The sequence below is a fragment of the Pantoea sp. SO10 genome (genome assembly GCF_005281435.1).
Lineage (GTDB): Bacteria > Pseudomonadota > Gammaproteobacteria > Enterobacterales > Enterobacteriaceae > Pantoea > Pantoea leporis.
Genome location: NZ_CP040095.1, coordinates 399,900 through 424,301 on the forward strand (window position 1 = coordinate 399,900; position 24,402 = coordinate 424,301).

At 58.0% G+C, this 24,402-nt stretch carries 19 protein-coding genes; 10 read left to right on the plus strand and 9 right to left on the minus strand.

Features of this window, described 5'->3' with window-relative positions:
- Positions 1–146: 146 nt before the first annotated feature.
- Positions 147–1,691 carry a PAS domain-containing methyl-accepting chemotaxis protein gene (locus FCN45_RS01775; protein ID WP_137384982.1) on the plus strand — a complete coding sequence of 515 codons (1,545 nt, stop codon included), beginning with the start codon at positions 147–149 and terminating at the stop codon, positions 1,689–1,691.
- On the opposite strand, the gene FCN45_RS01780 is transcribed toward FCN45_RS01775, so the two are convergent.
- A complete protein-coding gene (locus FCN45_RS01780) occupies positions 1,688–2,638 on the minus strand; it encodes an AraC family transcriptional regulator (protein ID WP_101763127.1) in 951 nt (316 codons plus the stop codon). The genes FCN45_RS01775 and FCN45_RS01780 overlap by 4 nt on opposite strands.
- Positions 2,639–2,742: 104 nt before the next feature.
- Here FCN45_RS01780 and FCN45_RS01785 point away from each other — a divergent pair, with 104 nt between their 5' ends.
- The 4 genes from FCN45_RS01785 (at position 2,743) to FCN45_RS01800 (ending at position 7,438) form a co-directional block, all read left to right on the plus strand.
- Entirely contained in the window at positions 2,743–3,930 is a 1,188-nt protein-coding gene (locus FCN45_RS01785; RefSeq protein WP_101763035.1) for an MFS transporter, read from the plus strand.
- A gap of 268 nt (positions 3,931–4,198) precedes the next feature.
- Positions 4,199–4,408: a DUF1471 domain-containing protein gene (locus FCN45_RS01790; protein ID WP_101763034.1), complete on the plus strand. Its 210-nt coding sequence runs from the start codon at positions 4,199–4,201 to the stop codon at positions 4,406–4,408.
- A gap of 214 nt (positions 4,409–4,622) precedes the next feature.
- On the plus strand, positions 4,623–5,675 hold the full coding sequence (locus FCN45_RS01795) for a YncE family protein (RefSeq protein WP_137384983.1): 1,053 nt from the start codon (positions 4,623–4,625) through the stop codon (positions 5,673–5,675).
- A 122-nt stretch (positions 5,676–5,797) separates the two neighbouring features.
- On the plus strand, positions 5,798–7,438 hold the full coding sequence (locus FCN45_RS01800; protein ID WP_137384984.1) for a dihydroxyacetone kinase subunit DhaK: 1,641 nt from the start codon (positions 5,798–5,800) through the stop codon (positions 7,436–7,438).
- Positions 7,439–7,583: 145 nt separating this feature from the next.
- Here the strand turns inward: FCN45_RS01800 and sbmA are convergent, their stop codons facing one another.
- Positions 7,584–8,819, minus strand: a complete 1,236-nt coding sequence (gene sbmA / locus FCN45_RS01805) for a peptide antibiotic transporter SbmA (protein WP_137384985.1) — start codon at positions 8,817–8,819, stop codon at positions 7,584–7,586.
- A 296-nt stretch (positions 8,820–9,115) separates the two neighbouring features.
- On the opposite strand from sbmA, the gene FCN45_RS01810 reads away from it, so the two are divergent.
- From FCN45_RS01810 to FCN45_RS01820, 3 genes are read left to right on the plus strand one after another with little or no spacing between them, the layout of a single operon-like run.
- The gene (locus FCN45_RS01810; protein WP_101762365.1) at positions 9,116–9,850 is read left to right on the plus strand and encodes a gluconate 2-dehydrogenase subunit 3 family protein; all 735 of its coding nucleotides are present in this window, start codon (positions 9,116–9,118) and stop codon (positions 9,848–9,850) included.
- 2 nt (positions 9,851–9,852) lie between these two features.
- Positions 9,853–11,637 (plus strand): GMC family oxidoreductase, encoded by a 1,785-nt coding sequence (locus FCN45_RS01815; protein ID WP_101762364.1) that lies wholly within the window; start codon positions 9,853–9,855, stop codon positions 11,635–11,637.
- Between the two features lie 11 nt (positions 11,638–11,648).
- Positions 11,649–12,968 (plus strand): cytochrome c, encoded by a 1,320-nt coding sequence (locus FCN45_RS01820; RefSeq protein ID WP_137384986.1) that lies wholly within the window; start codon positions 11,649–11,651, stop codon positions 12,966–12,968.
- 273 nt (positions 12,969–13,241) lie between these two features.
- Here the strand turns inward: FCN45_RS01820 and FCN45_RS01825 are convergent, their stop codons facing one another.
- From FCN45_RS01825 to FCN45_RS01840, 4 genes are all read right to left on the minus strand, one after another.
- Positions 13,242–14,669 carry an MFS transporter gene (locus FCN45_RS01825; protein WP_137384987.1) on the minus strand — a complete coding sequence of 476 codons (1,428 nt, stop codon included), beginning with the start codon at positions 14,667–14,669 and terminating at the stop codon, positions 13,242–13,244.
- A gap of 190 nt (positions 14,670–14,859) precedes the next feature.
- Positions 14,860–16,380: a p-aminobenzoyl-glutamate transporter gene (gene abgT, locus FCN45_RS01830; protein ID WP_137384988.1), complete on the minus strand. Its 1,521-nt coding sequence runs from the start codon at positions 16,378–16,380 to the stop codon at positions 14,860–14,862.
- 210 nt (positions 16,381–16,590) lie between these two features.
- Positions 16,591–18,036 carry a M20 family metallopeptidase gene (locus FCN45_RS01835; protein WP_137384989.1) on the minus strand — a complete coding sequence of 482 codons (1,446 nt, stop codon included), beginning with the start codon at positions 18,034–18,036 and terminating at the stop codon, positions 16,591–16,593.
- The gene (locus FCN45_RS01840; RefSeq protein WP_137384990.1) at positions 18,033–19,346 is read right to left on the minus strand and encodes an amidohydrolase; all 1,314 of its coding nucleotides are present in this window, start codon (positions 19,344–19,346) and stop codon (positions 18,033–18,035) included. The genes FCN45_RS01835 and FCN45_RS01840 overlap by 4 nt, the downstream gene beginning before the upstream one ends.
- A gap of 113 nt (positions 19,347–19,459) precedes the next feature.
- On the opposite strand from FCN45_RS01840, the gene FCN45_RS01845 reads away from it, so the two are divergent.
- Together FCN45_RS01845 and yjdN are read left to right on the plus strand one after the other, a co-directional pair.
- Entirely contained in the window at positions 19,460–20,362 is a 903-nt protein-coding gene (locus FCN45_RS01845) for a LysR family transcriptional regulator (protein WP_101762356.1), read from the plus strand.
- Between the two features lie 78 nt (positions 20,363–20,440).
- The gene (yjdN, locus tag FCN45_RS01850) at positions 20,441–20,872 is read left to right on the plus strand and encodes a VOC family metalloprotein YjdN (protein ID WP_137384991.1); all 432 of its coding nucleotides are present in this window, start codon (positions 20,441–20,443) and stop codon (positions 20,870–20,872) included.
- A 124-nt stretch (positions 20,873–20,996) separates the two neighbouring features.
- Here the strand turns inward: yjdN and FCN45_RS01855 are convergent, their stop codons facing one another.
- From FCN45_RS01855 to FCN45_RS01865, 3 genes are all read right to left on the minus strand, one after another.
- Positions 20,997–21,863 (minus strand): nucleoside-specific channel-forming protein Tsx, encoded by an 867-nt coding sequence (locus FCN45_RS01855; RefSeq protein WP_101762354.1) that lies wholly within the window; start codon positions 21,861–21,863, stop codon positions 20,997–20,999.
- A gap of 388 nt (positions 21,864–22,251) precedes the next feature.
- Positions 22,252–23,610, minus strand: coding sequence for a HAMP domain-containing sensor histidine kinase (locus FCN45_RS01860; protein ID WP_137384992.1), 1,359 nt, complete (start codon positions 23,608–23,610; stop codon positions 22,252–22,254).
- Positions 23,607–24,266 (minus strand): response regulator transcription factor, encoded by a 660-nt coding sequence (locus tag FCN45_RS01865; RefSeq protein ID WP_008105599.1) that lies wholly within the window; start codon positions 24,264–24,266, stop codon positions 23,607–23,609. Before FCN45_RS01865 ends, FCN45_RS01860 begins: the two co-directional genes overlap by 4 nt.
- Positions 24,267–24,402 lie beyond the last annotated feature (136 nt).

The following is a 24,402-nucleotide window of genomic DNA, read 5'->3' on the forward strand; positions in this document are numbered from 1 at the left end:
TGAAAAAGTGTGAAAGCCGCTGCAAAGCGGCTTTTTTATTGCCCTGAATTTGAAACTGGTGCTAAAGCTCAAGCCGTACGATGCCGAAAAGATAAAAAAGTATTATCGATTGCTTCTTTTCGCCTGCGTATTGCAAGGACACACACATGCGTAACAACCAGCCCGTCACTCAGCGTGAATTCGCTTTTGACGATGACGCCACATTGATGTCGACTACCGATCTCAACAGCTACATCACCTATGCCAACGATGCCTTTATTGAAGTCAGTGGCTTCAGTCCAGAAGAGGTGAATGGCCAGCCACACAACATGGTGCGCCACCCGGATATGCCGCCGGAAGCCTTTGCCGATATGTGGGCGACCCTCAAACAGGGCGAGCCGTGGACGGCGCTGGTGAAAAACCGGCGTAAAAATGGCGATCACTATTGGGTACGCGCCAACGCCATTCCGGTGGTGCGTGAAGGCAAGGTGCAGGGTTTTATGTCGGTGCGCACCAAGCCGTCGGTGGAGGAGGTTCGCCAGACCGAAGCGCTGTACCGCGACTTCCGCGAAGGGCGCGTCAAAGGACGCCGCTTCCATAAAGGCTTGATGGTCGGCACCGGCTGGCGTCGCCTGGGATCGATCCTGAAAACTCTGCCGCTGCGCTGGCGCATCCGCTCAACCTTATTAACGCTGCTGCCGCTCTCGGTGATTGGCGTCTGGCTGCTGGGCCTTGCACCTCTCGCCATTGGCTGCTTTGCCGGCGGCATGGCGGGCCTTTTACTGCTGGCGAGTCTGTGGCTGGAGCAGCAAATTTCACGTCCGATGGAGCGCATGTGCCGTCAGGCATTGAGCGTGGCGACCGGCGCCAGCCATAAAGTGGAGCAGATCGATCGCGTTGATGAGATTGGCGTGACGCTGCGCGCCATCGGCCAGCTTGGTCTGATGTTCCGCTGGCTGGTGGATGATGTCAGCGGCCAGGCGATCAACGTGCTGAGCGCCAGCGATGCCATTGCGCGCAGCAACGACGAATTGAGCCGCCGCACCGAACAAGCAGCGGCTAACGTGCAGCAAACCGCCGCCACCATGAACGAAATGACCGCCACGGTGAAGAGCAACACCGATACCGCCAAAGAGGTCAATGGGCTGTCGGAAAACACCAGTCATGCGGCGATCAAAGGCGGCGAAGTGATGCAGGAGATGGTGGGCATGATGGCGGAGATCGCCGACAGCTCGAAGCGCATCGCCAACATCACCAGCGTGATTGACGGTATCGCTTTTCAGACCAATATTCTGGCGCTCAACGCCGCAGTGGAAGCCGCGCGCGCCGGTGAGCAGGGCAAAGGCTTTGCGGTGGTGGCCGGTGAAGTGCGCAATCTCGCACAACGCAGCGCCAAAGCCGCCAGCGAAATCAAACATCTGGTGGAAACCAGCGCCAGCCGCGTGCAATCGGGCAGCGATCACGCCGATGCGGCTGGGCACACCATGCAGGAGATTGTTGATCAGGTGCAGAATGTCACTGCGCTGATCGCGCAAATCAGCGGCGCGACCGCCGAGCAGGCCATCGCGCTGACGCAGGTCAGCACAGCGGTGGAAGATCTCGACGATATCACCCATCAAAATGCCGCGCGCGTGGCGGAAAGCGCCGAAGCGTCCGGTCGCATGAAGCATCAGGCCAATCGTCTGGTGGAAGCGATCAGCGTGTTCCGTTAACGCATGTCGCGTTCGGCGCGCAGTGCGCCGGGTGGCGTGCCAACAATGCGTTTGAAGGCGCGGCTAAACGCCGCCAGCGAACCGTAACCGAGGTGGAAGGCGACGCTTTCCACCGCTTCACCCTCGTTCACGATACGTTCCACCGCCAACCGCATGCGCAGCTCGGTAAGATAGCGCAGCGGCGTCATGCCGGTTGCCGTCTGGAAACGCGCGGCAAACACCGAGCGTGAACTGCCGGATTCGCGCGCCAGCCGTTCCACCGTCCAGTTTTCGCCAGGTGCGCGATGCATCGCCGCCATCGCCAGGCTGAGACGCGGATCGCGCAGCGCCTGCACCAGCCCGCTGCCTTTGCCACAGCCGTTCTCCACCCAGCCCCGCACAATTTGCGCCGCCACCACATCCGCCAGCCGCGACAAAATCCCGGCGAAACCGGCTTTGCGCTGCCGCGTTTCGCGCTCCATCGCATCGAGAATCGGCTGAATTTCCGGGTACTGCGCCAGCAGCGTACTCACCAGCATCACGTCTGGCATGGTGTGCACCAGCGGCTGCATGCCGCCCAGTTCAAACGCCATGCAGGCGCTGAACAGAATCACATCGCTGTTATCCGGGCAGAGTTCGGTGCTGTCGTCGATGGCACAGACGCTGGCGCAAATCGGGCGGCTATTAAACGTCGAAATGGGTTCGCAAACGGCCTCTTCGCTGGAGATCAGCGCGTGCGGTTTACCGTGCGGGATCAGTAGCGCATCGCCGGCCTGCAGCGGATAGATCACGCCTGACGCCGAGCGAATCAGTAACGATCCGCGCCCAACAAAATGCAGCTGCGCGCGACCGGGCGCGTCGTCATATTGCAGGCCAAAAGGCGCGTGCAGCGCGATACGCTGGTATTTGACGCCGTACAGGCGCATGCCCATCAGCAGTTCACTGGTCAGATCTTCATAGCGACTCATACCAATCCCAGACGAATAATCAAAAAACAAAGTTTCTGCATCATAGATCGTCTGGTGATCAGTCACTATGCTTAACGCTAAATATTTTGTGATGGGGATCACAGATGAGCCTGGATACTGAAATAGTCGAAACACCGTTAGACGTGGATAAACCGGCCTGGGGCGCGGTGTTTGCCATGGCCTTTGGCGTGTTCGGCCTGATTACCGCAGAATTTCTGCCGGTCAGCTTGCTGACGCCGATCGCCGACACGCTGCGTATCAGCGAAGGGCAGGCGGGACAAACCGTGACCGTCACTGCGCTGGTGGCGCTGCTCACCAGCCTGGTGATTGGCAACGTGACGCGCCAGCTCGATCGTCGCGTGGTGATGCTGGCCTTTACGCTGCTGCTGATTGCCTCGGCGCTATTGGTGGCCTTTGCCGAGAATCTGCCGATGATTCTGCTGGCCCGCGTGCTGCTGGGCGTGGCGATTGGCGGCTTCTGGACGCTCTCGACCGCGATTACCATGCGTCTGGTGCCGAGCGATCAGGTGCCGCGCGCGCTGTCCATCGTGTTTAGCGGTATTTCGCTGGCGACCATTATTGCTGCGCCGCTCGGCAGCTATCTGGGCGGCATTATTGGCTGGCGTAACATCTTCATTCTGACCGCTGCATTAGGCGTGCTGGCGCTGCTGTGGCAGTTCTTCACCTTGCCCGCGATGCCGCCGATTAATAAAGCGCGCAGCGGTGGCGTGCTGGATCTGCTGCGTAAAAGCGTGATGCGCTGGGGCATGCTGGCGGTGATCATGATGTTTACTGGCCACTTCGCCTTCTTTACTTATCTGCGTCCGTTCCTCGAAGGCAGCGCGCAGCTGAACGTCAATCAGCTGTCGCTGGTACTGCTGGCGTTTGGCGTGGCGAACTTCTTCGGCACTTCGCTGGCGGGATATCTGGTGACGCGCAGCGTATCGCTGACGTTAACCGCGATGGCGCTGGTGATGAGCGTGACCGCGCTGCTGCTGGTGAGCTTCGGCGAGGTGTCGTGGCTGGTCGCGGCGGGCGTGGCGCTGTGGGGCCTGGCATTTGGTTCGATGCCAACCGGGTGGTCAACGTGGATCTCCCGCGCGGTGCCGGACGATGCGGAATCAGGCGGCGGTTTGCTGGTTGCCACCATTCAACTGGCGATCACCGCCGGTGCCGCAGCCGGCGGCTGGATGTTTGATCTGCAAGGCGCCGGCGGCGTGTTCCTCGCCAGCGGCGTGCTGATGCTGCTGGCGGCCATCACCATCTTCACCCGCGTTCGTCATCACGGTTAACACCTATGCCATCCGTCGCGGCGCGATTAATCGCGCCGCGACAGCGTTGTGCGCTCTGCCTATCACAGCCATATATCCTGCCTTTTAATTAAATGTCAGATTTTTAACCCTTTGCACAAAGGTTAATCCAAACGTGCTTTTTATGTTCAAAATATTCGAATGACAACGGCAAATCTCTCCGCTTTTTACTGATCAATTCTGCGCCTATTATATCTCTCAACAAGGCGATGACGCCTTACTCAATCAAACGTACATTAAGGAATTGACCATGAAAACCATCAAAACTTTTGCTGCTGTTGTTGCTCTGACCGTTCTGCCATTCGCTACCTTTGCGCAAAGCATCACTGCAACCGCTTCAACGCTGGATGGAGCAGAAGCGCAAATCGCTGCTCAGGCGCATGAAGCTGGTGCTTCGTATAAAGTGACCGAAGCCAACTTTAACAACGGCGTGCACATGACTGCTGAACTGACCAAATAAGTTGCATTAACGTTCTGTGCTGACAGGGTGCCTTCGGGCGCCCTGGCGGCGTTGGTAAGCCGATAAAATCCTGTCACTTTCCCTTCGAAATGATTACTATTCTCAAAAAGTAGCACCCTTCGTCGGCTCGCCTCGGGCTGTCTTTTTAACATTGGTTGTAATGTCGGGCTTTCACTTCACTGCCATCAGGCGGTGTTTTTGCTATGGAGAAGTTATGAAGGCGAATAAAAAATCGTGGGCGCTGCGTCCACTGCTGCTGGCAACAGCGCTGTTCTCAACCTCTGCGGTGATGGCGGCGGAGTCTCAGCCGTTGAACCAGGCGATCTCAAAAGGCGCTTACGAGTTGGCGTTCAGCAACAGCGATAATGCGCTGTTCCTGGCGACCGCGCAGAGCACCACCGACAAAAAAGGCGGCACCGTTTATCGTCTCGATCCGCAGGATCTGGCGGTAAAGCAAACCATCAACACCGATCTGCCGACCTTTGGCGCGGCGATCAACCAGAAAACCAACATTCTCTATTTCGGTAATACCCGCGATGCTGCACTGACTGCAGTGGATGCCACCAGCGGCAAGGTGATCAACACGCTGGTGCTGGATGGGCGTCAGCGCAGTGAAACCGTGCGTCCGCTGCAGCCGCGCCAGTTGGCGGTTGATCCGGCGACCAATCGCGTTTACATCACTGGCCTCGGTGAGCAGAGCGTGGTGTGGGTGGTGGATGGCAAAACCCTGCAACTGATCAGCACCGTGCCGAACACCGGCAAAATGGGCACCGGTTTAGCGATCGATTCTGCGGCGCAAAAACTGTACGTCACTAACTCCGATGGCGAACTGGTGACCATCAATACGCGCCTGAACGCGATTGAAAAGCGTCAGAAAATCGATGGCGACAACGATCACTTCTTCCTCAATATCTCGCTGGATACCAAAGGCCATCGCGCCTTCCTCAGCGACTCAAAACAACCGCAGGTGCTGGTGCTGGATACCCGCACCCAGCAGGTGATCCACAAGATCGATGTGCCGGAATCGCTGGCGGTATTGTTTAATGCCGATCGTGATGAGCTGTACGTCACGCACCGTAAAGCGTGCGAAATCAGCATCATCGACGCCAGCAGTTACCAGGTAAAACGCACGGTGAAAGCGCCGGGCCTGCCAAACAGCCTGGCGGTTTCCGCCGATGGCAAAACCCTGTTTGTCAGCATCAAGCAGCCGGGTTCACGCAAAGAACCACCAAAAAATCCAGATAGCGTGCTGCGCATCGCTTTATAAGCGGTAATAGTCTGAATTAAAGGGCGGCTTGTGCCGCCCTTTGCATTTCCGCACTTCGCTGCGCCTATTCTTTACGCACATACGCTACCTTGTAGGACGACAACACCAATGGAGAGGATGCAATGAGCCAGTTTTTTATGCATGAGAAAAACGATCTGGTTAACGAAGCCATCGAAGGGGTTTTGCTGAGTACGCCGTGGCACAACCTCAGTCGCCTCGATCTCGGTGATGAGATTCGCGTGGTGGTGCGTTTGGACTGGGATAAAAGCAAAGTGGCGCTGATCTCGGGCGGCGGTTCTGGCCATGAACCGGCGCATGCCGGATTTGTCGGCAAAGGCATGCTGACGGCGGCGGTGTGCGGCGATATCTTTGCCTCGCCGAGCGTCGATGCGGTGTTGAACGCCATTGTTAACGTCACCGGCGATGCCGGTTGCCTGCTGATTGTGAAGAACTATACCGGCGACCGTCTTAACTTCGGTCTGGCGGCAGAGAAAGCCAAAAACCTCGGCTACAAAGTTGAGCTGGTGATGGTGCAGGATGATATCGCGCTGCCGGAAAACCCGCAGCCGCGCGGCATCGCCGGGACTGTGCTGGTGCACAAAGTTGCTGGCTTTGCGGCGGAGCAGGGACAATCGCTGGATGAGGTCAAAGCGCTGGCGCAGCGCGCGATTGATGCCACATCGTCCATCGGTTTGGCTTTCGCCACTTGTCATGTGCCGGGCGAAAAACGTGATGAGCGCGTCGAGCCCGGGCACAGCGAGCTCGGCATGGGCATTCACGGCGAGCCGGGTGTAATCACGCTGGATACGCAAGACAGCCGCCAAATCACCAGCATCATGACCGATAAACTGGCGCAGGCGCTGCCGGACGGCAAGCAAGCGCTGTTGCTGATCAACAATCTCGGTGGCTTCTCGCAGCTGGAGCTGGCGCTGTTAACGCGTGAAGTGTTGCAGTCGCCGCTGGCGGCACGCATCACGCATCTGCTGGGGCCGGCAACGCTGGTCAGCGCGCTGGATATGAAAGGTTTTTCGCTGACGCTGCTGGCGCTGGAGGAACCGTTCCTTGAAGCGTTAAACGCGCCGGTTCAGGTGCTGGGTTGGGTGCCGGTGCATGACTTTGCGCCGATCAGCCTGCAACGTGCAGAGAAAATCGGCAGCGTGCTGGATTTTGATGCCTCTGAGAATGCGGAGGTGGCACGCATCGTCGCCAGCGTCACGCAGACGCTGATCGATCTGGAAAGCGAGCTGAACGCGCTGGATGCCAAAGTGGGCGATGGCGATACCGGCTCAACCTTTGCCGCCGGGGCGAAGAAAATTCAGCGCGGCCTGCAGGAAAAACAGCTGCCGCTGGATGAGCTGCCAACCTTGCTGGCGCTGATTGGTGAACAGCTGGCGACGGTGATGGGGGGATCGAGCGGCGTGTTGATGTCAATTCTGTTCACCAGCGCCGGCCAGCAGCTGGAAGAGGGCAGCGCGCTGCCGCAGGCCTTGATGCACGGGCTGGAGCGCATGAAACATTACGGCGGCGCGCAGCCGGGTCATCGTACGTTGGTGGATGCGCTGCAACCGGCGCTGGAAGCGTTAGTGGCGGGCGAGTCGCTGGCTGCGGCGGCAGAAGCGGCGCAGAAAGGCGCCGACGCCACTGCGCAGATGCAGAGCGCCAAAGCGGGGCGTTCCGCGTATCTGAACCAGCAGAGTCTGGATGGCGTGAAAGATCCGGGCGCGTATGCGATTGAGAAGGTGTTTGCGGTGTTGGCGGGTTAAACAGAGTGCGCCTGGCCCCTCACCCTAACCCTCTCCCGCAAGCGGGAGAGGGGACTGACCGAGCACATATTTGACATTTGGCAGCGTCTCCCTCTCCGTGGGAGAGGGCCGGGGTGAGGGCACCAGACCGCACCGCACTACCACCTTACTCCGCGGCTTCGCGCATCATCTCTTCGTGTGGAATATCCTGCAAAATCTGCTCGAAACTGCGCAGACGTTTGTAGATCGACATCAGCGTAATCAGCGTTGACCACGACGTGATCAAATACTGGAACGACGAGCGCACCTGATCAAACACATTGGTGATCTGGTTCAGCAGACCGAGCGTAATGGTACCCGCCACAATCGACGGGAACAGCACAAACAGGCCGAACACGTTATCCACCTGCAGATACATAATGCGGGTGATGTTGAAGTACAAATAGTGGAAATAGAGGCGGAAATAGTTCTGACGCACGCGGCTAAACAGCTCCTGCACCGTCGGCGGTGAGGCGCGTTCAGGGTCGTCTTCGCCATATACCAGCTCTTTACGGTAGGCCGCTTCCACCCGCTGATTGCGGAACTCCAGCCCCGGCAGTTTAATCCCCACCAGCGCCAGCAGCGCGGTACCAAACAGCGACCACAGCAGCGCGGCAATCACCAATGCATACGGAATGCTGCCAAGAATGGGCACCTCTTTCACATGGTGCGACAGCGTGACCAGCACCGGCAGGAACGCCACCAGCGTCATAATCGCCTGAATAAAGTTGATGCCCCAATCCTGTAACGTGCCAGCGAAGCGCATGGTGTCTTCCTGTACACGCTGTGCCGCCCCCTCAACCAGACGCAGACGCTGCCAGTTGTGCATGTAGTAATTGTTCATCGCGGTACGCCAGCGGAATACCCAATGGCTGACGAAGAACGAGTTCATCACGCCAATCACCACCGCAATCAGCGCGATACCGAGAAACGCCAGCACTTGCACATAGAACTGGTGGATGGCGACGGAACCGGCTTTGGTCAGCGCCTGTTGAATCATGTCGTAGAACGGGCCGTACCAGGCGTTAACGCCCACGCCGACCTGCACGCCAAACCAGGTGACAAAGATGATCAGAATTGAACCCCAAACCGACCAGCGCTGCCACGGATGGTTATCAATCACGCGCCACGCCAGCGCAAAGAGGCCGGCAACGATCCAGTAATAGGCATAAAACCACAGTTGGCTGATGTGAATAAAACGGCTGGCATTGGTTGGCAAAGGTTCGTGCATCGCCGCCTGGAGTGCAGGCCAGCGCGCGGGGAAATCACTGAAAAAGCCAAACCAGGCAAAAATCGCGACTAAACTCCAAATCGCAGCTGAGCTGAAAAACAGCGTTGGCCGCGGAAAAAAGGACTTAAACATAGGCACTCCGCTGTTGTGTGTACGCTTTTATACCGCTTCAGACCTCTATCTGTCTGTTGTGGGTTGTATCAGACGATGTCAGTTTCGCCGCTGCGATGTAAAACGACAGCGGCAATTGTTAAGTAATTAGTGCGAATTTGTTTCTAGCAACTAAATTATCCACAGCAATGGTGTTACAATATTTGCACTGTTACCGGTAACAGTGCTGCTGTATCCCTTAAGCTATCAATAAAAAAACAATACAACGCAACTACTTAACTTTCATGCCGCATTATATGTGGTACTGAGGCAATGTCATGTCAGAACAAAAAAATGGTCACACTCGCAGGGATTTTCTGCTGAGAACCATCACCCTGGCGCCGGCAATGGCGGTGGGCAGTACGGCGATGGGCGCACTGGTGGCACCGATGGCCGCTGGGGCAGCAGAACAAAACGCATCACCACAACAGGCGCGGAGCTACCAGCCCACCTGGTTCACCGCCGAAGAGTTTGCCTTTATCACTGCGGCCGTGGCGCGCCTGATCCCCAACGACGAACGCGGTCCTGGCGCACTTGAAGCCGGCGTGCCGGAATTTATCGATCGTCAAATGAACACGCCGTATGCCACCGGTAACAACTGGTACATGCAAGGTCCGTTCAATCCCGATCTGCCAAAAGAGTTGGGTTATCAGCTGCCGCTGGTGCCGCAGCAGATCTACCGTCTCGGCCTCGCCGATGCCGATGGCTGGAGCAAAAAACAGCATGGCAAAGTGTTTGCCGAGCTGACGGGCGAACAGCAGGATGCGCTGCTCACCGCGTTTGAAAGCGGCACGGCCGAGTTCCCGCAGCTGCCGGCGAAAACCTTCTTCTCCTTCCTGCTGCAAAACACCCGCGAGGGCTATTTCAGCGATCCGATCCACGGTGGCAATCAAGGCATGGTGGGCTGGAAGCTGATTGGCTTCCCAGGCGCGCGCGCTGACTTTATGGATTGGGTGGAACGCGGCGAACGTTATCCGTTCCCGTCAGTGGATATTCGCGGGGAGAGGACGTAAGCGTGGCAAATGAATTGAAAAAAGTGGATGCGGTCGTCGTCGGTTTCGGCTGGGCGGGTGCCATCATGGCGAAAGAGCTGACCGAAGCGGGCCTGAATGTGGTGGCGCTGGAGCGCGGTCCGCATCGCGATACCTATCCGGATGGATCCTATCCGCAGTCGATTGACGAACTGACCTATAACATCCGCAAAAAGCTGTTCCAGGATCTGTCGAAAAGCACCGTAACGATTCGTCACGATGCCTCGCAAACCGCCGTACCTTATCGCCAGCTGGCAGCGTTTCTGCCCGGCACCGGCACCGGCGGCGCGGGTCTGCACTGGTCAGGCGTGCATTTCCGTGTTGACCCGGTAGAACTGAACCTGCGCAGCCATTACGAGCAGCGTTACGGTAAAAACTTCATCCCGGAAGGCATGACGATCCAGGATTTCGGCGTCAACTATGACGAGCTCGAACCCTTCTTCGATCAGGCCGAGAAAGTGTTCGGCACCTCGGGCAGCGCCTGGTCAATCAAAGGCAAACTGCTGGGCAAAGAGAAGGGCGGCAACCCGTACGCGCCAGATCGTTCCAGCGACTTCCCGCTGCCGGCGCAGAAGCGCACCTACTCGGCGCAGCTGTTCGCGCAAGCGGCGGAATCAGTGGGTTATCACCCTTATGATATGCCGTCGGCCAACACCTCAGGCCCCTACACCAACACCTACGGCGCACAGATGGGCCCGTGCAACTTCTGCGGTTTCTGCAGCGGTTACGCCTGCTACATGTATTCCAAAGCCTCGCCGAACGTCAATATCCTGCCCGCGCTGCGTCAGGAACCGAAGTTCGAGCTGCGCAACAACGCCTACGTGCTGCGCGTCAATCTGACCGACGATAAAAAGCGCGCCACCGGCGTGACCTATCTCGATGGTCAGGGCCGCGAAGTGGTGCAGCCTGCGGATCTGGTGATCCTGTCGGCGTTCCAGTTCCACAACGTGCATCTGATGCTGCTCTCCGGCATCGGCAAGCCGTATAACCCGATTTCCAACGAAGGTGTGGTGGGGCGTAACTTCGCCTATCAGAACATCTCGACGCTGAAAGCGCTGTTCGACAAAAACACCACCACCAACCCGTTTATCGGTGCCGGTGGCGCAGGTGTGGCGGTGGATGATTTCAACGCCGACAACTTCGATCACGGTCCGCACGGTTTCGTGGGCGGTTCGCCATTCTGGGTGAACCAGGCCGGTACCAAGCCGATCTCGGGTTTGCCGACGCCGAAAGGCACGCCAAACTGGGGCAGCCAGTGGAAATCTGCGGTCGCGGATACCTATAACCATCACATCTCGATGGATGCGCACGGCGCGCACCAGTCGTATCGCGCCAACTATCTCGATCTCGATCCGAACTACAAAGATGCCTACGGCCAGCCGCTGCTGCGTATGACCTTTGACTGGCAGGATAACGACATCAAGATGGCGCAGTTCATGATCGGTAAGATGCGCAAAATCACCGAAGCGATGAACCCGAAAATGATCATCGGCGGCGCGAAAGGGCCGGGCTCGCACTTCGACACCACCGTGTATCAAACCACGCACATGAGCGGCGGCGCGATCATGGGTGAAGATCCGAAAACCAGCGCGGTGAACCGTTACCTGCAGAGTTGGGATGTGCCGAACGTGTTTGTGCCAGGTGCGTCGGCGTTCCCGCAGGGACTCGGCTACAACCCAACGGGCATGGTCGCCGCGTTGACCTATTGGTCAGCCAAAGCGATTCGTGAACAGTATCTGAAGAACCCCGGCCCGCTGGTACAGGCATAAGGAACACGGCGATGATTAAAAGCATTTTAGCCCTGTTTCTGGGCACCATGACGTTCGCCGCAGTGGCGGACGAAGCAGGTTCGGACGCGTTGGTGAAGCGCGGTGAGTATCTGGCGCGCGCGGGCGACTGCGTGGCGTGTCACAGCGCGCAGGGCGGCCAGCCGTTTGCCGGTGGACTGCCGATGGCGACGCCGATCGGCACCATTTACTCCACCAACATCACGCCGGATAAAACCACCGGGATTGGTGACTACAGCTACGACGATTTCCAGAAAGCGGTGCGTCACGGCGTAGCGAAAAACGGCGACACGCTTTATCCGGCGATGCCGTATCCGTCTTACGCGGTGGTCAGCGATGACGACATGAAGGCGCTCTACGCCTACTTCATGCATGGCGTGCAGCCGGTGGCGCAGGCCAACAAAGAGAGCGACATTCCGTGGCCGCTATCGATGCGCTGGCCGTTGTCCATCTGGCGCGGCATCTTTGCGCCGGATGTGAAAGCGTTCCAGCCGGCGGCACAGGAAGATCCGGAGCTGGCACGTGGTCGCTATCTGGTGGAAGGTCTCGGTCACTGTGGCGCTTGCCATACGCCGCGTAGCATCACCATGCAGGAAAAAGCGCTCAACAACGGCGAAGGCAACAACTATCTTGCCGGCAGTAGCGCGCCGATTGATGGCTGGACCGCCAGCAACCTGCGTGGCGATAACCGCGATGGCTTAGGCCGCTGGAGCGAAGAGGATCTCAGGCAGTTCCTGCGCTTTGGCCGCAACGATCACACCGCCGTATTCGGTGGCATGACCGATGTGGTGCAGCACAGCCTGCAGTATCTGAGCGATGATGATATCAGCGCGATTGCTAAGTATCTGAAATCCCTCGGCGCGAAAGATCCGAATCAGGCGGTGTTTAAGCAGGATGATGCGGTGTCTCAGGCGTTGTGGAAAGGTGACGACAGCCAGCCGGGCGCATCGACTTATGTCGATAGCTGCGCGGCGTGCCACAAAACCGACGGCAGTGGCTATCAGCGCTTTTATCCGGCGCTGCGCGGCAATCCGGTGGTGATGGCAGATGATCCGACCTCGCTGATTCACATCGTATTGGTCGGCGGCACTTTGCCTGGCGTGAAAGGCGCACCGACGGCGATCACCATGCCGGCGTTCGGCTGGCGTCTGAACGATCAGCAGGTGGCGGATGTGGTGAACTTTATCCGTGGCAGCTGGGGCAATGGCGTGAAGTCGAGCGTGTCGGCGAAAGATGTGGCCGAGTTGCGTAAAGACGAAACCGTGCAGCCGAAGCAGGGTAATGCGGATATTAAGGTGTTGGAAGGGCAGTAGTTTTTGCTCGCTGTCCGCTATACCGTGCTCGCTGTCCCCTATCACGTGCTCGCTGTCCCCCTCCTCGGTCCTCCCCCATTAATGGGGGAGGAAGATGCTGCTATATGGTAGTTCTGAAGCTGCATGTGGCAGCGTCTCCTTCCCCCGCTAGCGGGGGAAGGCCGGGATGGGGGACAGCCAGCACGATCCGGGGGACAGCCAGCACGATCCGGGGGACAGCCAGCACGATCTGGGGCAGCCAGCACGATCCGGAACAGCCAGCACGCTCAACCCTCAAATATTCTCCAAATCCATCCCACGGGTTTTCGGCCCGTAAATCCCCACCGACAGCATCACAATCAGCATGCTCAGCACGATAAAGGCGATCACGCCCTGACTGCCGGCATACTGCAAAATAATTCCAATCAAAATACTGCTGAACACCGTCGACAGGCGGCTAAACGAGTAGCAGAAACCCACCGCGCGGGCGCGAATGTGCGTCGGGAAAATCTCGGTCTGATAAGCGTGATAGCTGAAGGTTAGCCATGCATTGCTGTAAGTGATCAGGAAACCACAGATGATCATCAGCAGCGGATTGGTCATAAACGCAAACAGCGTGCCGAACACCACCGTCATCAGCGATGAAAACACGATCTGCCATTTATTCTCGAGCTTATCGGCGTAGCGGCTGCAAATCAGCGAGCCGAGCGGGTAGGCCAGCGTAATGAAAAACGCATACAGCAGGCTGTGCGTGACGGTGGCGCCTTTGCCCGACAGCAGCGCCGGCAGCCAGTTGCCGAAGCCAAAAAAGCCAATCGCCTGAAAGAAGTTCATCACCACCAGCATCAGCGTGCGCTGGCGATAGGCCGGTGCCCAAATCTCGCTGAAACGCCCTTGCTTAGGTTGCTCAGGTGCGAACTGTCCCCCATCCCGGCCTTCCCCCACAACAGGGGGAAGGGGAGATGCGATACCACAGCGCTTTTCCATCGCACTCAGCACCTGATGCGCTTCCTGATGCCGTCCTTGTTGCGCCAGCCAACGCGCCGATTCGGGCAGGTTTTTTCGAATCAGCCAGATCACCAGCGAGCAGACCGCACCGGCAATCACCACCCAGCGCCAGCCTTCAAGACTGAGAATGGTTTGCGGCACCAGCCACCACGACATCAGCGCCACCGTCGGCACCGACAGAAACTGGATAAAGAAGGAGAAGGCGAACGCGCGGCTGCGCAGATGCGCCGGCACCCATTCGGAAAGATAGGTATCGATGGTCACCAGCTCAACGCCGAGGCCAATGCCGACCAGGAAGCGGAACAGGATAATCATCTCTGCGCTCTGCTGGAACGCCATCAGCAGCGAAAACGCGCCGTACCACGCCAGCGCGCACATAAAGGTCAGGCGGCGACCAAAACGGTCGGCGTAGGGCGCAAGCAAACTCGCGCCGACAAACAAACCGAGGAAGGTGGCCGAGGCAAATGCGGCCTGGTCGGCGATGCCGAACACGCCCGCAGAACCGGTATGAAACACGCCCGCCGCCACCAGGCCGGAGCTGATATAGCCGGTTTCAAACAGATCGTAGAGCTCAAAGAAGCCGCCCAGCGCCAGCAGCGTGATAAAGCGCCACAGGCCGGCGGACGAGGGCAGCGCATCAATGCGCCCGGCTAAGGTGCGGCGATCCGCGCTCATGTGATCGTTCGCCATCCCTGTCGACGTGATGGTTGTCATTATTATGTATACCTCGGTGTTTGCAGAACCCGCTGACGGCTGAGATGGGTTTTAAAAATAATTAACCGTTAGCAAGCGAAGGAATAGCAGGATAATAAATTCGCTGAGAGTTGCCGAGAGGCGGGACGGTGACATTTTGGCAACATACGTTGCAGTTCACAGAAAAGTGATCGCCATCCGTGGCGCAGGCTTAGTGCAGGCTTGGGTAGACGCCGGGACCGATCGGTAAACCCAGCGCGTACCACGCCAGCAGCAGCACAATCCAGGTGGTGAAGAACACCAGCGGATAGGGGAAGATCAGCACGTAATAGGTGCCCAGTTGCGCATCTTTTTGATAGCGCTGCAGGAAGCCGAGGAACAGCGGCAGGAACGGTGACATCGGTGCCAGCGGCAACACCGCAGAATCGGCGATGCGGAAGATCATCTGGGCAAACGCCGGATGGAAGCCAAGCAGCATAAACATCGGCACAAATACCGGCGCCAGAATCGACCAGATCGCCGAGCCGCTGGCGATAAACATGCACAGAAACGCCGACAGGAACATCAAGCCCATAAACGCCGGTGCGCCGCTGATGCCCGCGCTCTCCAGCACATCGGTCAGGCCGATGGCCATGAACTTGCCCATGTTGCTCCAGTTGAAGAAGGCCACGAACTGCGACAGCGGAAACACCATCACAATAAAGCCCGCCATGCTCTTCATCGGATCCACCAGTAGCTGCGGGATATCATCCGCGCGGCGAATCTGCCTGGTTACCGCGCCATAGGCAATCGCCACCACAAAGAAGAACAGGATGATGATTGGCACAATGCCCTGAATAAACGGCGAGGGAATAATGCCGCCGGTTTTCGGATTGCGCAGCGGCGCGTGTTCCGGCACCACCAGCAGCGCCATCAGCGCGATAAACACCAGCGCGGCGATGCCGGCGGCTTTCAGGCCGCGATTCTCCAGTGCGGTGAGCGGCGGCAGACGATCGCTATTGCCGCCGTTCCACGCGGGCAGGCGCGGCTCGACAAACTTGTCGGTCAGCAGCGCACCGGCGATGGTCAGCACAATCACCGAGCTGGCCATAAAGTACCAGTTGTCGATCACGCTAACGTGTACGGTGTCGCTCACCGCTTTGGCGGCTTCGCTACTGATGCCGGACAGCAGCACATCGGTGGTGACAATCAGCAGATTGGCGGTAAAACCGGACGCCACGCCCGCGATCGCCGCCATCAATCCCGCCACCGGATGACGTCCCACCGCGAGGAAGATCAGCGCGCCGAGCGGCGGCATTACTACCAGCGCGGCATCGGACGAAATGTGGCTGAAGAAGGCGATAAACAGCACCATGTAGCTGGCGTAGCGACGGCTCACGCGCGAAGCCATCTTCACCATCAGCGACTGCAGCAGGCCGACTTTTTCCGCCAGGCCAGCACCAATCACCAGCGCCAGAATCGATCCCAACGGCGTGAAGCCACTGAAGTTTTTGATGATATTGGGCAGGATCCATTGAATCCCTGCCACGCTCAGCAGGTTATTCACCCGCACCAGCTCGCCGTTGGCCGGGTTTTTCACCGCCACGTCGAGGCTGCTGAGCACGGCGGTGGCCACCATCAGCACCACAATCAAATAGACAAACAGTAAAAACGGGTTCGGCACTTTGTTGCCGACGCGTTCAATCCAGCTAAACAGCTTTCCAGGGCTGCGGTTCTCCGTGGTGGCTTCCATAGATCGATCCTCGTTAGTCGTCTTATTGTGTTTGCAAGCCCTTCATACTTCGAGCTGCAGGTGCGTTGGCTGCGTGCGTGCACCTCAGTCACTTACTTGAGTAAGCTCCTGGGAATGCCCGCACTTGCCGCCTTCCTGCAGCTCGAATTATTTTGGGCTTTAGTTTTTATATTTTTTTTTGCCCGCGTTTATAAACGCGAGAGGTAAATCCTAGGACGTTAACTTCGACGGTGTGACATCTGCTGGAATCGGGCAGGCGTAAGGCTGCTCGCGGCGTACACGCTGGAACTCGTCGCGGCAGCGCGCCAGCGCCGCGTCATCCTGCAGCAAGGTCAGCGCGGTGGCGGCCATCACTTTGGCGGCCAGACACATGCCTTTGTGCGCAATGGACGTGCGGCCCTGCGCCACCAGCTGCCAGGTGTGCAGCGGCGTGCCGAAGGCGAAGCAGGGCGCAAAACATTGCGCGGTGGGCGTCACCCAACTCACATCGCCAACGTCGGTTGAGCCGTAAAGGATCTCGCGCGTCACCGCATAGGGCGCCACTTCATCCATCAAAATCTTGTCGCCCAGCGCCGCTGCCCAGGCAACGCCCGCTTCACCGCCGGTGCGCGCCGCATTGAGATGTGCGTTACGCAGATCGTCTTTGCTTAGCGTGGACCGCATCTCGGCGGCAAACGCCTGTTCCGCTTCACTGTAGTCAGGCAAACCAAACTGATGCAAATAGCGCTCCATCACGCTTTCCAGCGCGCGATTCGGCACGTAATTGGAGCAGGCTTTATCGAAGCGCACCGTCATCTGCGTGTCGGTCATCAGCGCCGCGCCTTTGGCGATGTTGATGACGCGCTGATAGATATCCTGCGCTTGATCGAGCTGCGGCGCGCGAATCAGGTACAGCACTTCGGCATCGGCTTGCACCACATTGGGTGAGACGCCGCCGGCATTGGTCACCGCGTAGTGCAGACGCGCTTCCTGCACGATGTGCTCGCGCAGAAAGTTGGCGCCGGTGTTCATCAGCGTCACCGCATCCAGCGCGCTGCGCCCTAAATGCGGTGAGTTGGCCGCATGCGCCGCTACGCCTTTAAAGCGGAAGGCGGCCTGAATATTGGCCAGCGTGCTGAGGTTGAACATGCCGCTAAAACCTTCGGGATGCCAGGTCACCGCCGCGTCGACATCGTCGAACAAGCCTTCGCGCACCATAAAGGTTTTGCCGGAGCCACCTTCTTCGCCGGGACAGCCGTAAAAGCGCAGCGTGCCGCGCTGGCCGTGTTGCGCCCACCAGGCTTTGATGGCGAAAGCAGCGGCCAAACCGGCGGTGCCGAGCAGATTGTGTCCGCAGCCGTGGCCGTTGCCGTTTTCTACCAGCGGCTGCGGCGTGGCGCACCCCGATTGCTGGCTCAGACCGGCCAGCGCATCGAACTCGCCGAGAATGGCGATCACCGGTTTGCCGCTGCCAATGCTGGCAATAAACGCGGTGTCGATGTTGCCGACGCCGCGCTCCACGCGAAAACCTTCCTGTTCCAGCGCATCGGCCAGCAGTGCGGAAGACGTTGTCTCTTCAAAACGGGTTTCCGGTACGTCCCAGATGGCATCGCTGAGGGCGGTAAAACGCGGCTGGTTTTGGTTGATGTAGCGATCAATAAATTCGCTGTGGCTCATCGCTGGCCTCCAAACTGTGCGTGATTGAGGGCCAGCGTCGCCAGCGTTTGCACCGCGGTCGCCATGATCGCTTCGTCAAAATCGAACTTCGCGTTGTGATGGCCCGCCGCCAGATCGCAGCCGAAAATCACGTAGGAGGATTGGCCGCCGCGCTGCTGCACGCGCTCCAGCATGTAAGTGGCATCTTCCGAGCCCGCCGCCTGCTGTTTCGTATCGACCACTGAGGTGAAAATGCCCAGCGCCTCGGCCTGCTGGTGGATGAACGCCACCCACGGCGGGCTCGGCGTGCAGCTGCGCGCGCCGCCCATCAGCTTGACCTCATATTCCACGCCGTACATCGCTGCCGCACCGCCAATCACGCGCAGCGCCTGCTGATAGATATCGTCGTTAACCTGGTTGCTGACGCCGCGCGTTTCCACCTTCATCAGCGCGCAGTCGGGCACCACGTTGCGTCCGGTTCCGGCCTGCAATACGCCGACGTTGACGCGCGCCACACCGCCGCTGTGCTGCGGCAGGTTGTGCAGCGCCAGCGTGGCCTGCGCCGCCGCCAGCAGGGCGTTACGGCCCTCTTCCGGTTTGCCGCCGGCGTGCGCGCCGACGCCGGTGAAACTGACGTCGAGTTTGGTGGTGGCGAGGAAGCTGTCGCTGCCACAAACGATTTCGCCGGCGGGCACGCCGGTACCAAGATGAATGGCGGTGAACAGATCGACATCATCCACCACGCCAGCCGCCACCATGGCTTTGGCGCCGCGCACGCCTTCTTCGGCGGGCTGGAAGATGATTTTAATGGTGCCGCTGAGCCGATCTTTCATCTCCATCAACACGCCCGCCAGCGCCAGACCAATGGTGGTGTGGCCGTCGTGACCGCAGGCGTGCATCATGCCGGGATTGCAGGAGGCAAAGCCTTCGCGCGTTGGCAGATGATCGGCGGCGCGGCTTTCGTTCTGATCGAGCGCATCCATATCCACGCGGAAACCCATCACCGGGCCGGGACGACCGGTTTCCAGCGTGGCGACCACGCCACAAAATCCGCCGGAGAAGTGTTTAATCCACTGCGGCAGCGCGCCTTGTTCCAGCGCGCGCGCTTCCTGCTGCGCCAGCACTTCCTCAGAGGGCAATCCCATGCGCGAGTCGGCATCGATCACCTCGCGGCCCAGCTTGAGTTGATAACCAAGACGATGCAGCTCTTCAGCCACCAACGTGGCGGTGCGGAACTCCAGCCAGCCCGATTCGGCAAAGTGGTGCAGATCGCGTCGCCAGGCCTGCATCTGCGGGATGCGCGCGTTGACGAGGTCAGAAAGGGTTTTCATCGGCATTTCCTTTGTGTTGGTTTTTTATGCATTCATCCGAATCTACACATTGGTTTTGCCGCGCATAAGATGCGAATATCTTGCTACTGATAAACAACGGTTATCACCAAACTATGTCTGCGAACCTCAAACTTCATCAGCTGCGCGCTTTTGTTGCTGTGGCGCGTCAAGGCAGCATCCGCGCCGCCAGCCGCTTGTCCGGGCTTTCACAGCCTGCGCTGACCAAAGCGATCCAGGAACTGGAGCTGGCGCTGGGCGCGCGCCTGTTCGAGCGGCGACAGCAGGGCGTTACGCTGACTGATATCGGTGATAACTTTTTCAAGCATGCCAGCTTGGTGCTGGAAGAGTTGCGGGTGGCGCAGGAAGATATTCAGCAGCGGCTGGGATTGGCCGGCGGGCGCGTTAATATCGGCGTGGGTGGCAGTATTGCGCGCACCGTCATGCCACAGGTGATCAATCAGTTTCATCGCGAATATCCGCTGGTCAAGGTGCGGATTGTTGAAGGTCAGCTGGTTTCGATGGTGCATGAACTGCGTCAGGGCGAGCTGGATTTCACCATCAATACCTACGATAAAAATCATCTCGATCAGGAGTTAGTTTTTGAACGGCTGATGGAGCGCGATTATCAGGTGGTGATGCGCAAAGGGCATCCGATGGCGCATGCTCGCACGCTGGCCGAGCTGCAACACTGCGACTGGACCATGCCGACACCGCAAGGCAGCTATTATCGGCTGCTACACGATCTGTTTGGTGAGCGCGGCATGGCGCCGAAAATTGTCGTCACCTGCGAGACCTTTATGGCCTGCACCAGCCTGGTGGCGCAGAGCGATTTCGTCAGCATTATTTCGCGCGATGTGATTGAAGACCCGACGCACGGCGGCCAGCTGATTTCCCTCGTTCTCGACGAACCTTTACCGAAAGCCACTTTTTATCTTATCCAGCGCAAAGACACCGCATTGACGCCGATGAGTGCCTACATGGCGCAGCTGTTCCGGCGCTACTGTCAGCAAAGGTAAGAGTGCGGCCCGGCTCGCAACCGATTAAATAATGCGCACTACACTTGCAGTGGACATTCCCTTTATGGAGAACAGACCATGCAAGTTACCCCGTATGTGTTTTACAGCGGTCGCTGCGAAGAGGCGATTGCCTTCTACCTCGATGCCACCGACGGCGAGCTGCTGTTCAAGATGACCTATGGCGATATGCCGGATGAAACGCCGGTGGAGGATGAAGGCTGCATCTCGGGCGTGAGCTTTTCGCCGGAGCAGATCATGCATGCCCATTTGCGTATCGGGCAGGGTGAATTGATGATGAGTGACGGCGCACCGCAGGCGGCGTATGGCGGTTTTGCCGTGAGTTTATCCACGCCGGATGAGGCGCAGGGCAAGCGTTGGTTTGAGGCGTTGTCAGCGGGCGGTGAGGTGACGAAAAGCTGGGCACCGACGTTTTGGGCTAATGGCTTTGGCATGTTGACCGATAAGTTCGGCGTGCCGTGGATGGTGAATGCGTATAAGCCGCAGATTTGAGTAGAGGGTGCGCGCTGGCCCTCACCCCAGCCCTCTCCCGCAAGCGGGAGAGGGAGTTGGTAGGGGCACGATCTGTTCCCTCTCCCACTTGTGGGAGAGGGTTAGGGTGAGGGAAACCAACAACTTAGAAGTTGTAACCCACCACCAAATAGTAACCCCAACCGGTTGATTTCACTTCAAATGGACCGTTACCGAAGTTCAGCTCCTGGCCGTCAGCCCACTGGCCGCCGTTGTGGAAATAACGCGCCACAGTAGAAACATGCCAGTGATCGTAGTTCAGCGACAGAATGTGGCTGGACGCAATCGAGTTGCTGGTGCGTGAACGATCGGACTTATCACGCAGATCTGAACCCCAGTCGAAGTTGGTGAAGCCGATATAGCTCAGCTTGCCGCCCCACAGATCGGTAATCGGCACAAAGTATTTCACCTTAAAGCGATAACCATCCCAGCTGTTTTCGTTCGCCGCACCGTAGTTTTCCCACTGGTATTTAGCGTAAACGTTCAGCGACAGGCCGATATCGCTGTGCGTATCGATGTCGGTGCCAAGACCCATGTACCAGGTGTTCTGACGGTTATCGCTGTTGCGACCCATGTCATAGATGTAGTTGTTAGCGAAGTACCACTCTTTAAACGGACCAAAAGAGAGATCGGTGCCGGTCAGCTTATCGATGGAGAAACGTGGCTCAATTTCCATGAACATCGGCGAACCGTGGTCGAACACGCCGTTAGCGTTGCTGTTGCCCACGCCGAAGAAGTTGGTCAGATCGAGGTAACCGTAGAAATCGAACCAATCCTTCTTGGCAAAGGCTTCATATTCCAGGTACACGTCGTTGTTGAACTGGGGTCCAAAACGGGTGTGGTAACTGCCCACCACGTTCACGCTCTGATGCCACCAGTCAGAAACGTACTGCGGATCGCTGTCTGCCGCTTGTGCCGCACCAGTCCAGCTGCTGGCCAATAAGGCCCCTGCTATCAACGCTTTATATTTCATTATTGTTAACCACATGCTTTTGATCGCCGGGCCGTCGCCGCGATCGGTTGAAATTGATCCCAGGGGATGGGCAGTGAGTTGTCGTATCCGGTCTGCATCGCCAGATTTTCAAGCTTGCGTAATGTGCCTGTAACAGAGGCATAGAAAATAGATTTTGGTCACGTTTGTCAAAAAGTGTTGCAGTTTTATTCACTGAAAATGTGATCAATATCACATTAAACCCGTGTAGCGAACGGAACCCCGCAACCGTTTACGTGTCGCGTACAGCAGAGAACGTGTTTGATATAGGAAAGGGATGTCGCGGCGCGATTTATCGCGTTGTTTTGATGTCGCACCGTGCCCACAGCAACTTTGCGCAATACATTGCGCCGCTACGGCACGGTGCAGTTTATGGTAATGTCACGCGCACCTGCAGGCCGGCAATCTGGCCCTGCGGATCGTGGCGGTTCGACAGCGCAACCTGCATCTGATGTTTTTGCGCTACGCTGCGCACAATCGATAAGCCCAGTCCGCTGCCTTGCGCCTGCACATCCGGTGAACGGGTGAAGCGGTCAAAGGCGCGCTCGATAAAGGATTCCGCCATGCCGGGACCGTTATCGACGATATCCACCACGGTGTGATTGCCGACGCGATGCAGCAGCACATCGACCAAACTGCCTTCCGGCGTATGCAGCATCGCATTGCCAATCAGGTTATCGAACAGGCTGCGCAGATCGGAGCGGCTGGCGTGCAGGCGATAATGTGTGGTGCCGTTGAAGCCGATATCGATGCCGCGCTTATCCGCCACCACCATCAGCTGCTCAATGCTCTCTTTCAGCAGGTCGTCCAGTTCGATGCTTTCCACTGTGGCGACCACCGATTGATCTTCCTGACGCGAGATATTCAGCAGCTGCGTCACCAGATGGCGCGTGCGCGTCACGCCCGCTTCCAGCTGGTCAAACTGGCGGCTGGCTTCACCGGGTTGAATATGTTGCCGCAGATTCTCCAGTTGCAAGGTCACGGCGGTGACCGGCGTGCGCAGCTCATGCGCCGCATCTTCAAGGAACTGGCGCTGCGATGACCATGCCGCGCGCAGTCTATCCAGCAAGGCGTTGTAAGCTGCCACCAGCGGCAGCACTTCATCCGGTAAACCATCAGGTGAAACGCTATGCGGATGCAGGGTTTCCTGCGCTGCGATATGGCGCGACGCCACGCGTAAATCGCGCGTAATAGCACGCACCACCAGCCATATCACAATCAGTGAGAGCGGCATCATCAGCACCAGCGGAATGATGGCGGAGAGCGCTCGCTTGACCATGATACTTTTCATGTAGCCGATATTGTGTAGTACCTGAATGTTGCCAATTTCACTGCCCAGCTCGCCGGGTCGCGTATAGACACGCCATTCGCAGTCGTCGCCACAGTCTCCGACTTTCAAATCGGTCCAGCCTTTTTTCAGCTGCAATGGCGCATGCAGGCCCGGCCAGGAGCTGGCGCGCAGATGATTGCTTTCGTCCCAAAGCTGGACGATATAGGTGCTTTTCAGTTTCTCTTCATGCATCACCATCGGCATTAGGGCCGGCATACGTTGGCTGCTGGCCCACGCATCGGCGATCTTGGCGAGCTGGTCGTCTTTCATGGTGCCCATCATGTCGCCGTAGCAGTGATAGAAATACCAGGTGACGCCGCCAATCATCGCCAGATGCAGAATCACCAGCGTGGCGAGCAGCTTGTTACGCAGCGAGCGCATAAAGGTGAAAGGTTTCATATTGCCGGTACCCGCCAGCCAAGTCCGCGTACGTTGCGGATCACTTCGTTATCCAGTTTGCGACGCATTCCGTGGATCAGCACATCCACCGCGTTGCTGCTGACCTCTTCGCCCCAGCCGTAAATGCGGTTTTCTAACTGTTCGCGCGAAAGAATGGCGCCCGGCCGCTCCAGCAAGGCGTAGAGCAGGGCATATTCGCGTGCGGTGAGCTGTTCGCGCTGGCCTTTGTACAGCACTTCGCGCGTCATGATGTCAATTTGCACATCACCGCTGCCGAGCAGAGAATCTGCTGCACCGTGGCGACGGCGGGTAATGGCGCGCATACGCGCCAGCACTTCTTGCAGATCAAAGGGTTTCAGCAAATAGTCGTCAGCGCCGCTGTCCAATCCCTGAATACGTTGCTGCACGGTATCGCGGGCGGTGAGCACCAGCACCGGCGTCATGTCACCGCGCGTGCGCGCACGACGCAGCACCTGCAGGCCATCTTCACGCGGTAAGCCCAGATCCAGTAACACGCAGGTATAGCCGCCTTCGGCCCAGGCATTGCTGGCATACACGCCGTCGCGTACCCAATCCACCGACCAACCTGCCGCTTCCAGCGCTTGCTGCAGATTCGCGCCAATCATTTCGTCATCTTCTACCAGCAGCACACGCATGATGCCCTCCAACTTAACTGAACGCAGTGTAGCGACAGATAATTAGGCCAGAATTATACCCATTTTCCCGCTTGCTAATTCTGCGCTAATTTTCTGCTAATTAAGGGATAAATTTAACGCGCTATTGTGGCGGCAC

Coding starts and splice junctions, on each gene's coding strand:
- FCN45_RS01800 (WP_137384984.1), top strand. CDS start 5,798: ATGAGCCAGTTTTTTATGCATGAGAAAAACGATCTGGTTAACGAAGCC.
- FCN45_RS01855 (WP_101762354.1), bottom strand. CDS start 21,863: ATGAAATATAAAGCGTTGATAGCAGGGGCCTTATTGGCCAGCAGCTGG.
- FCN45_RS01820 (WP_137384986.1), top strand. CDS start 11,649: ATGATTAAAAGCATTTTAGCCCTGTTTCTGGGCACCATGACGTTCGCC.
- FCN45_RS01840 (WP_137384990.1), bottom strand. CDS start 19,346: ATGAAAACCCTTTCTGACCTCGTCAACGCGCGCATCCCGCAGATGCAG.
- FCN45_RS01865 (WP_008105599.1), bottom strand. CDS start 24,266: ATGCGTGTGCTGCTGGTAGAAGATGACGAAATGATTGGCGCGAATCTG.
- FCN45_RS01775 (WP_137384982.1), top strand. CDS start 147: ATGCGTAACAACCAGCCCGTCACTCAGCGTGAATTCGCTTTTGACGAT.
- FCN45_RS01810 (WP_101762365.1), top strand. CDS start 9,116: ATGTCAGAACAAAAAAATGGTCACACTCGCAGGGATTTTCTGCTGAGA.
- FCN45_RS01860 (WP_137384992.1), bottom strand. CDS start 23,610: ATGAAACCTTTCACCTTTATGCGCTCGCTGCGTAACAAGCTGCTCGCC.
- FCN45_RS01785 (WP_101763035.1), top strand. CDS start 2,743: ATGAGCCTGGATACTGAAATAGTCGAAACACCGTTAGACGTGGATAAA.
- abgT (WP_137384988.1), bottom strand. CDS start 16,380: ATGGAAGCCACCACGGAGAACCGCAGCCCTGGAAAGCTGTTTAGCTGG.
- sbmA (WP_137384985.1), bottom strand. CDS start 8,819: ATGTTTAAGTCCTTTTTTCCGCGGCCAACGCTGTTTTTCAGCTCAGCT.
- FCN45_RS01845 (WP_101762356.1), top strand. CDS start 19,460: ATGTCTGCGAACCTCAAACTTCATCAGCTGCGCGCTTTTGTTGCTGTG.
- yjdN (WP_137384991.1), top strand. CDS start 20,441: ATGCAAGTTACCCCGTATGTGTTTTACAGCGGTCGCTGCGAAGAGGCG.
- FCN45_RS01790 (WP_101763034.1), top strand. CDS start 4,199: ATGAAAACCATCAAAACTTTTGCTGCTGTTGTTGCTCTGACCGTTCTG.
- FCN45_RS01825 (WP_137384987.1), bottom strand. CDS start 14,669: ATGACAACCATCACGTCGACAGGGATGGCGAACGATCACATGAGCGCG.
- FCN45_RS01780 (WP_101763127.1), bottom strand. CDS start 2,638: ATGAGTCGCTATGAAGATCTGACCAGTGAACTGCTGATGGGCATGCGC.
- FCN45_RS01795 (WP_137384983.1), top strand. CDS start 4,623: ATGAAGGCGAATAAAAAATCGTGGGCGCTGCGTCCACTGCTGCTGGCA.
- FCN45_RS01835 (WP_137384989.1), bottom strand. CDS start 18,036: ATGAGCCACAGCGAATTTATTGATCGCTACATCAACCAAAACCAGCCG.